General features: G+C 41.2%; 9 protein-coding genes. 6 read left to right on the top strand and 3 right to left on the bottom strand.

Annotation, left to right across the window (positions count from 1 at the left end):
- Positions 1–95: 95 nt before the first annotated feature.
- Positions 96–1,073, top strand: coding sequence for a 6-phosphofructokinase (pfkA, locus tag LI164_RS11810; protein WP_022278515.1), 978 nt, complete (start codon positions 96–98; stop codon positions 1,071–1,073).
- Between the two features lie 63 nt (positions 1,074–1,136).
- On the top strand, positions 1,137–1,592 hold the full coding sequence (locus LI164_RS11815) for a DUF1934 domain-containing protein (protein ID WP_005333282.1): 456 nt from the start codon (positions 1,137–1,139) through the stop codon (positions 1,590–1,592).
- Between the two features lie 74 nt (positions 1,593–1,666).
- Here the strand turns inward: LI164_RS11815 and LI164_RS11820 are convergent, their stop codons facing one another.
- On the bottom strand, positions 1,667–2,113 hold the full coding sequence (locus LI164_RS11820) for a hypothetical protein (protein ID WP_005333284.1): 447 nt from the start codon (positions 2,111–2,113) through the stop codon (positions 1,667–1,669).
- 224 nt (positions 2,114–2,337) lie between these two features.
- Here LI164_RS11820 and tig point away from each other — a divergent pair, with 224 nt between their 5' ends.
- The 3 genes from tig (at position 2,338) to LI164_RS11835 (ending at position 5,968) form a co-directional block, all read left to right on the top strand.
- On the top strand, positions 2,338–3,402 hold the full coding sequence (tig, locus tag LI164_RS11825) for a trigger factor (protein WP_119224823.1): 1,065 nt from the start codon (positions 2,338–2,340) through the stop codon (positions 3,400–3,402).
- A gap of 299 nt (positions 3,403–3,701) precedes the next feature.
- Positions 3,702–5,603 (top strand): OPT family oligopeptide transporter, encoded by a 1,902-nt coding sequence (locus LI164_RS11830; protein ID WP_227087191.1) that lies wholly within the window; start codon positions 3,702–3,704, stop codon positions 5,601–5,603.
- Positions 5,603–5,968, top strand: a complete 366-nt coding sequence (locus LI164_RS11835; protein ID WP_005333290.1) for a PqqD family protein — start codon at positions 5,603–5,605, stop codon at positions 5,966–5,968. The genes LI164_RS11830 and LI164_RS11835 overlap by 1 nt, the downstream gene beginning before the upstream one ends.
- Here LI164_RS11835 and LI164_RS11840 read toward each other — a convergent pair whose 3' ends face one another.
- Positions 5,969–6,838 carry a LysR family transcriptional regulator gene (locus LI164_RS11840; RefSeq protein ID WP_227087192.1) on the bottom strand — a complete coding sequence of 290 codons (870 nt, stop codon included), beginning with the start codon at positions 6,836–6,838 and terminating at the stop codon, positions 5,969–5,971.
- Between the two features lie 264 nt (positions 6,839–7,102).
- On the opposite strand from LI164_RS11840, the gene proB reads away from it, so the two are divergent.
- Entirely contained in the window at positions 7,103–7,897 is a 795-nt protein-coding gene (gene proB / locus LI164_RS11845; RefSeq protein WP_005339601.1) for a glutamate 5-kinase, read from the top strand.
- A gap of 113 nt (positions 7,898–8,010) precedes the next feature.
- Here proB and LI164_RS11850 read toward each other — a convergent pair whose 3' ends face one another.
- Positions 8,011–8,190: a twin-arginine translocase TatA/TatE family subunit gene (locus LI164_RS11850; protein WP_227087193.1), complete on the bottom strand. Its 180-nt coding sequence runs from the start codon at positions 8,188–8,190 to the stop codon at positions 8,011–8,013.
- Positions 8,191–8,253 lie beyond the last annotated feature (63 nt).

Genomic DNA, 8,253 nt, shown 5'->3' on the forward strand with positions numbered 1-8,253 from the left:
TATACAATGTAGCGTGAAGGGTTAAATAAATAACGAAATAAATATGTTGCTGATCAAAGAGGTGAAAAGCAACTCTACGATGGAGGAGAAGAATCATGGCAGAAAGAATCATTCGTACAATAGGTGTATTGACAAGTGGAGGAGATGCTCCGGGAATGAACGCGGCAATTCGTGCTGTTGTCAGAACTGCACTTGGAAAAGGTGTGAAAGTACGAGGCATCAGAAAAGGTTATAAGGGACTTCTCAATGAGGAAATCATCGATCTGGACGCAGGAGATGTATCAGACATTATTCAGCGTGGAGGCACAATTCTTCAGACGGCCCGTTGTAAAGAGATGATTACAGAAGAAGGTCAGCAGAAAGCAGCAGCTATCTGTAAAAAGTATGGAATTGACGGTCTGGTAGTAATTGGAGGAGACGGATCTTTCCGTGGAGCGCAGAAACTTGCATATCTTGGAGTGAATACGATTGGAGTTCCGGGAACCATCGATCTTGATATTGATTGTACAGAGTATACGATCGGATTTGACACAGCGGTAAATACAGCTATGGAGGCAATTGATAAAGTCCGTGATACATCTACTTCACACAGCAGATGTTCTATTATTGAAGTTATGGGACGTGATGCAGGATACCTGGCTCTGTGGTGCGGTATTGCAAATGGAGCTGAACGTATTCTCCTTCCTGAGGAAGAAGGATATGATATTGATGATATTATCGATGATATAAAAGAGTCTAAAAAAAGAGGTAAGAAGAACTACATTATCATCAATGCAGAAGGTGTTGGTGATTCTGTGAATCTTGCAAAGACAATCGAAGAAAGAACGGGCATGGAGACAAGAGCAACTATCCTCGGACATATGCAGCGTGGTGGAAGCCCGACATGTAAAGACCGTGTATATGCATCTATCATGGGATCCATGGCAGTAGATCTTCTCTTAGAAGGAAAGACAAACCGTATCGTAGGTTACAGACACGGTGAATATGTAGATTTTGATATTGAGGAAGCACTTGGAATGCAGAAAGGAATCCCTGAATATCAGTACGAGATTTCCAAGAAGCTTTCTCTGTAAAGCCGGCAGGAATAGAAGTGATGATGTCCGCCGGACTTCGAGAATGAGGAAAGATAAAGATTTATGACGAAAAATGTATTAGTTACAATATCCGGACTTCATTATGATGACAGTGTGATGATGGTGCAGGAGGAGAATAGTAATGAGGCAAACTCCATAGAGGTGACAACTCCTGCCACCTATTATCTGAAAAATGGGAAACATTACATAGTTTATGATGAGGTCGTAGAGGGAATTCCGGGGACGATCAAGAATCGGATTAAAATTGATGAAGGAAAGCTTTTAGATATTACAAAAAGCGGAATTACTAATTCGCATATGGTATTTGAGACCGATAAGATTAATGTGACTCCATATCAGACTCCATACGGAGATCTGCTTCTTGGCACATATACGAAAGGTATGGATATACAGATTGAAGAGGAGCGCATCGAACTTCAGGTCAGATATTCTCTGGATATTAATGGAGACAAGGCCGCAGACTGCGATATCCGCATTCTGATAGAAGCGAATGAATAAGAAGGATAAAAAAATGAGTATAAAAAAGGGGCTGTGAAAAACAGCCTCTTTTTTTGGATTTTATTTTCTATGCTTTATTTTTTATCTTTTTTAAATCTGGCAAAAAATCCTTTTTTCTTCTCTGGTGTCTCCAGTGCACCACGCACGCCCTTAACGCCGGTAATGTAGATACCGCTTACTGTTGCTTTTACTTCTTTTTTAACAGGAATGAGCGGATAAATCTGAGCATCACACATCAGTGTCATAATTCTCGGTCCGACTTTCGCCTTGACAACCGGAACTTTAGAACGGCGGAGATACTTTGGAGTATTGTCGATGACAATCTGTGGAAGACCAGAATCCTTTAACTTCATCTTGCCCTTATCGATGATCAGCATAGATACTGTCTGTGCAACAGCATCTAACTGCTCCTGCTGTTCAGCCTGTTTTTTTTCGGCTTTCTTACCCAGAAAATACAGCACAACACAAGCGATTATCAGTACGACTAAAATTACCAGTAAAACAATCGATAATGTACTCACGAGTAACCCTCCTATATTTATCTAATGTCATTTACACAAATCCCATTGTATCATTCTTTAAGTGGAAGTGCAAGGAAAAACGTCAGTTACTGCGCGTGCAATTATGAAATATATGTGAAAAGTATTTGCAACATTTGGGAAATGTGTTATAACTAGAAGTAGCGTTTTTTCGAGCGTGAAAAGTAATTTTAAATTATAAAACGAAGTTTTAAAGGGGTAAGAAGATGAAGAAGAGATTAGCAGCACTTTTCTGTGCAACACTTGCAGCTTCCATGATTCTTGTGGGATGCCAGGCAAGTAAAGGATTAGAGACAGACAATCTGAAAATCACACAGTATAAAGGCGTAGAAGTAAGCGCAGTAGCTAAACCGGAAAAAGTGACAGATGACGATGTAGAACAGTATATTCAGTCTCAGCTTACAAGCTCTGCAACGACAACAGAAGTGACAGACCGCGCAGCACAGAAGGGAGATACTGTAGATATCGCATTTGCAGGAACCATTGATGGAGAAGCATTTGACGGAGGCTCTTCTGATAGCTATTCACTGGAACTGGGTTCTGGAAAGATGATCGATGGATTTGAAGACAGCATTATCGGACATAATGTGGGAGAGACGTTTGTATGGGACGGAAAATTCCCAGACGATTATAAGTCAACAGATCTTGCAGGAAAAGCATGTCAGTTTACGATTACTGTAAATTCTATCTCAGAGCAGAATGTACCGGAACTGACAGACGAGTGGGTTGCGAATAATTCTAAAAGTTCTAAGACTGTAAAAGAATATAAGAAAGAGATCAAAAAGACACTGGAAGATCAGAAGCAGGAAGACTATGATAGTACTTTGAAATCAGAGGCATGGCAGGCAGTCGTAGATAACACAACTGTTCAGAAGTACTCTAAGAAACAGCAGGAGAAGATTGACGAGATGAAGAATTCTCTGATTGATTCTTACAAGTCTTACGCAGAGAGTCAGGGAACTGATTATGAGACTTACATTACATCTTCTGGTCAGTATACAGTAGAGAGTTTTGAGCAGAAAGTGGAAGAGGCAGCTCAGGAGTCTGAGAAGCAGACCATGATTGCTGAGGCTATTGCAGACAAAGAGAAGATTAAATTAGATGACAAGACATATAAGAAGATGTTAAAAGAGTATGCTAAGACATATGGATTCGAAGATGGTGACGCCATGGAAGAGGCATATTCAAAAGATACTTTAAAAGAAGCAATGCTCACAGATCTGGTAAAAGACTGGCTGGTAGATAACTGTATCCAGAAAACAGATAATTAAGAATAAAATGAATCTATCGGAGATTGAAAATAAATATAACGAAAGAATAAAATACATCAATCAATGATTAATGTCATTAGACAATTAACAAGAAAGCACTGATTAATCAGATAACATATGATTCATCGGTGCTTTTTTTGCACTTTTAATAGAATAATTGGAAAATTATACTAATATATGTATAAAATTGCACAAGTAGAAGTGTAATATAAGCTTGAGTTATATGCATTATTTAGGTATAATAAAGAAAGCACGTTCATGGAAGGGCGTGTAAACTCAAGAAGAAAGGTGAGAGGGAAATGAACGAAAAGAATGAGTTTAAACCGTATATCCCGGCCGATAGGGTTATGCCGGAGCTTACGGTAACTTCCATTGTAATGGGAATGCTTCTGGCTGTAATTTTTGGTGCAGCAAACGCATATTTAGGACTTCGTGTAGGTATGACTGTATCTGCGTCTATTCCGGCAGCAGTTATCTCTATGGGAGTGATCCGCGTGATCATGAAGCGTAATTCCATTCTGGAAAGCAACATGGTTCAGACAATCGGTTCCGCCGGAGAGTCTCTGGCAGCAGGAGCCATCTTTACAATGCCGGCTCTGTTCCTTTGGGCAGAAGAGGGCCTGTGCGATATGCCAAGTCTTGTAGAGATTACACTGATCGCACTTTGTGGTGGAGTCCTTGGAGTACTCTTCATGGTACCACTTCGTAATGCGCTGATCGTAAAAGAGCATGAGACACTGCTTTACCCAGAGGGAACTGCTTGTGCAGACGTACTTCTGGCAGGAGAAGAAGGAGGAGCCAATGCTTCAACAGTATTCTCCGGTATGGGACTTGCGGCAGCATTTAAATTCGTTGTAGACGGACTGAAAGTACTTCCGTCTGACGTATCATTTGCATTTAAGTCATTCAAAGGTGAGATTGGTATGGAAGTATATCCGGCACTTATCGGTGTTGGTTATATCGTAGGACCACAGATCGCTTCCTACATGTTTGTAGGATCTATAATCGGCTGGATGGTAATCATTCCTCTGATTTGTCTGTTCGGACCAGATACATGGCTTTATCCGGCAGATGTAGGAAAAACAATTGCTGATCTTTATGCAGCTGGCGGAGCAGCAAAAATCTGGAGTACATATGTAAAATATATCGGTGCAGGAGCAATCGCTACAGGAGGAATGATCTCCCTGATCAAATCTCTGCCACTGATCATTACAACATTCCGTGACTCTATTAAGAGCATGAAAGGTGGAAAGAATACCAATACAGCTCGTACAGCTCAGGATCTTCCAATGCAGATGATCCTGTTCGGAATCGTAGCTATGATTCTTATCATCTGGGTAGTGCCTGCAATTCCGGTAACATTACTTGGAGCAGCAATTATCGTAGTATTTGGTTTCTTCTTTGCAACTGTATCCTCCCGTATGGTAGGTCTTGTGGGAAGTTCTAACAACCCGGTTTCCGGTATGGCTATCGCTACACTTCTGATTGCTACAATGTCAATCAAAGCAAGCGGTAAGACAGGAATCGACGGTATGACAGCAGCTATTGCAATCGGATCAGTTATCTGTATCGTAGCAGCTATCGCCGGTGATACATCACAGGATCTGAAGACAGGATACCTGCTTGGTGCAACACCTAAGAAACAGCAGATGGGTGAAATTATCGGAGTTGTTGTATCCGGCCTTGCAATTGGTGGAGTTCTGTATCTTCTGAATGCAGCCTGGGGATACGGTGGAGCAGAAGTACCTGCACCACAGGCAACACTGATGAAGATGATCGTAGAGGGAATCATGGGTGGAAACCTTCCATGGAACCTGGTATTTATCGGAGTATTCTTAGCAATTGCACTTGAGATCTTAAGAGTACCGGTTATGCCATTTGCAATCGGTCTTTATCTTCCAATCTACCTGAATGCATCCATCATGATCGGTGGTGTTGTTCGTATGTTCATGGATCGTCGTAAAAATGTTGACGAGGAGACAAAGACAAAGCAGACAACAGACGGAACACTGTATTGTGCAGGTATGATCGCAGGAGAAGGACTTGTAGGAATCCTGCTTGCAATCTTCGCAGTATTTGGAATTAACGTAAGTATCGGGGAAAGTGTAAACTTTGGTAACATCGGTGGAGTTGTACTGATGGTTATCATGATCTTATGCCTTCTGAAATTCTCTCTTTGGAAAAAGAGTAAAGAGAAATAATGAAAAAGAATAAGAAAAATAAGCAGCAGATCAATTATCTTGACCTGATTCCGGTGAGACCGGAAAAACTCGGCTGGCATATAGACCGTCGGGAACGGGTTGTATTAGAAGTGAAGAATGAAGGCTTTTTCAATCGGATCGCACAGACATATTTCCGCAGACCACAGACGACGAAAGTTCATCTGGATGTGCAGGGAAGTTATCTGTGGCCGTTGATCGACGGGGAGCGGACAGTGATGGAACTGGCCGCCCTTCAGAAAGAACATTTTGGAGAAGCAGCAGAGCCGCTGTATCCAAGAATTGTGAAATATTTTCAGATTTTAGAGAGTTATCATTTTATCAGCTTTAAAAATATGGAAAAATAATTATCTGTACTGCAGATATTCGAGAAACCGCTTTACCGCAAGGGAAGCGGTTTTCTTGCTTCTAAGAGCCAGCCCTACACGGCGGTAAGCCGGAACATCTAATTCCTTTGTAAGAATGTGATAAGGGATTCGTTGCAGAATCAGTTGTGGAAGCACACTGATGCCAAGCCCCTTTTCGACCATGGACATAATTGCGTAATCATCCCATGTCATAATATGTACCTTCGGATTCAACCCACAATTACTAAAGATGTCTGTGGCATCAGAATTGGCTCCTCTGGAAAGAAGGAGAAATGGAGCAGATACTAGTTCTTGAACCGGGAATTTTTTACAGTCTGCCAGTGGATGATCTTCAGGTATAACAGCCATCAGCGGGTCAGCTTCTAAAAAAATAGTTTCCAGTTCAGGATTTATTGTCGGGAGGCGTAAAAATCCACAGTCCACCCGGCCGGAAACAATCCAATTTTCAATTTCGGCGTAATCACCGAGTAGAAGTTCAAAATCAATATTCGGAAAATCTTTCTGAAACTGTTGGATTATATTCGGCAGCCAATGTGTGGCAACACTGGAAAATGTACCAATTCGAATCAGACCAGACTGCAGGCCATGGAGCTCATCCACCTGCATCTGCAGCTTTTTGTATTCGGCGCAGACATTCTGCGCGTAAGGAAGAAGTCTCAGTCCATCAGAAGTCAGACGGACACCACCCCTGCCGCGTTCCAGAAGAATAATATTCCATTCCTGTTCCAGATCTCCAATCATCCGGCTGATCCCGGACTGGGAGTAGGAGAGTGCTTCGGCAGCTTTTGTGAAACTGCCATATTCAACAGCCTTAAGAAAGGCCTGGTATTTTTGTATGTTGACGTCCATATGGGTTCCTTTCAATTTGAAAAAGTCAGGACGGTATCTTTATCATAATGATGCGTCGCGAAGTATAGATTTGCTGTAGCGTGAGCGTGCCTTCGAGAATCTGCTTCATGGACGCGCATTATACAGTGTTTTGACTAATCTTGTATAAATATCAATACATGAGAAAAACTCATGATACATATGAGAAAGATACGCTTTTGTAATCTGTAGCTCTATGGTAAACTAAACGCAGATGAAATGCAAGAGAGAGCGAGGATTTTTATTATGAAACCTTATCAGAACAGAATTGTTGTTAAAGTGGGTACATCAACACTTACAAATGAGCTTGGAAAGAGTGACCTTCGTTGTTTTGACAGACTGGCATGTGTGCTGTCAGATATCCAGAATATGGGATATGAAGTGATCCTTGTATCTTCCGGTGCAATTGCAGTTGGAAGAAATAAATTAAAAATGAAGACTCAGCCGACAAGTATGCGCCACAAACAGGCAGCCGCAGCAGTTGGACAGTGCAGTATCATGTTCCTGTATGATAAGTTCTTCGGAGATTACGATAAGACGATCGGTCAGATTCTTCTGAATGCTGAAGATATTGAACAGGAAGAGAAAAAAGACAATCTGATCAATACATTTGACGCACTTTTAGAGATGGGAGCCATTCCAATTGTAAATGAAAATGACTCTGTAAGCTATACGGAGATTGAATCTAATGACCGACTTTTTGGAGACAACGATATGCTGTCTTCTGTAGTAGCGGTTCTGTGCCGCGCAAGCAAATTAGTGATTTTTTCAGATATTGATGGATTCTACAATTGTGATCCAAGACTTCATCCAGATGCAAAGCTGATTGAAGAGATTGATAAGATTGACGACGAAGTGTACAAGCTTGCCGGAGGTGCGGGATCCAGACGCGGAACAGGAGGAATGCGTACAAAACTCCAGGCAGCAGCACTTGCAACTTCGCAGGGAATCGACACCATTATTACGAATGGAAAGAACCCGGCAGCACTCTATGATATTATCGAAGGAGTCCCGGTAGGTACGAAATTTAAAGCACAGTAAAAGGTATAGTAGATGATATAGTAAAAACGCTCAGACCTCAATATGAGATATGAGCGTTTTTATAGTACGCTTTGCAAGAAATCTTTGCGGAGATGAAAAGATTTCTTAACAGACTAATTTTCTTTTTTGTTATTATTCTCGGAATCTTCAGAGATAGAGCCGATGCTCTTTTTAAATTCTTTGATAGAAGTTCCAATTGCTCTTCCAATTTCCGGTAATTTGGAAGGCCCAAAGATTACCAGAGCGATAACTAAGATTAAGATTAATTCACTTGTTCCAATTCTTGAAAACATAATAATTCCTCCTAGTATAATAATGATGTAGTCAATCAAGACTACTTGGTTAATAAGTTTCTA

The sequence above is a fragment of the Dorea sp. 210702-DFI.3.125 genome, assembly GCF_020560945.1.
Classification (GTDB): Bacteria; Bacillota; Clostridia; order Lachnospirales; family Lachnospiraceae; genus Dorea; species Dorea formicigenerans.